Annotated in this window: 1 protein-coding gene; it reads right to left on the reverse strand. The window is 69.9% G+C overall.

From position 1 onward, the window contains the following. Window positions 1–366 (reverse strand): acyltransferase domain-containing protein (locus ACLZOT_RS50530; protein WP_416976061.1); only part of this gene is annotated, 366 nt, incomplete at both ends.

A 366-nucleotide genomic window follows, 5' to 3' on the forward strand; every position in this document is an offset into this window, starting at 1 on the left:
CCCATCGCACCCACCACACCCGCATCACCCGACAACACCACCGAACGGGCCGCATTCACCGCCGCGACACCAGCCCGTACACCCCACCCCGCGACCTCACCCGCCGCCGAGACGATCTCCGCCTCGCTCGCCTCCACCGCCAGCATGACCCCCTCAGCAGGCAACGCCTGCATCAACCCCGCCCGCGCCGCCACCACCCGACACGCATCCGACAACGACCACACACCCGCCACATACGCCGCCGCCAACTCCCCCACCGAATGCCCCACCACCACATCCGGAACCACACCCCACGACGCGAACAACCGGAACACCGCCACCTCGAACGCGAACAACGCCGGCTGCGCCCACCCCGTCTCCCTCAAC

Origin of the sequence: Streptomyces sp. 4F14 (genome assembly GCF_048159485.1) — a bacterium.
Lineage (GTDB): Bacteria > Actinomycetota > Actinomycetes > Streptomycetales > Streptomycetaceae > Streptomyces.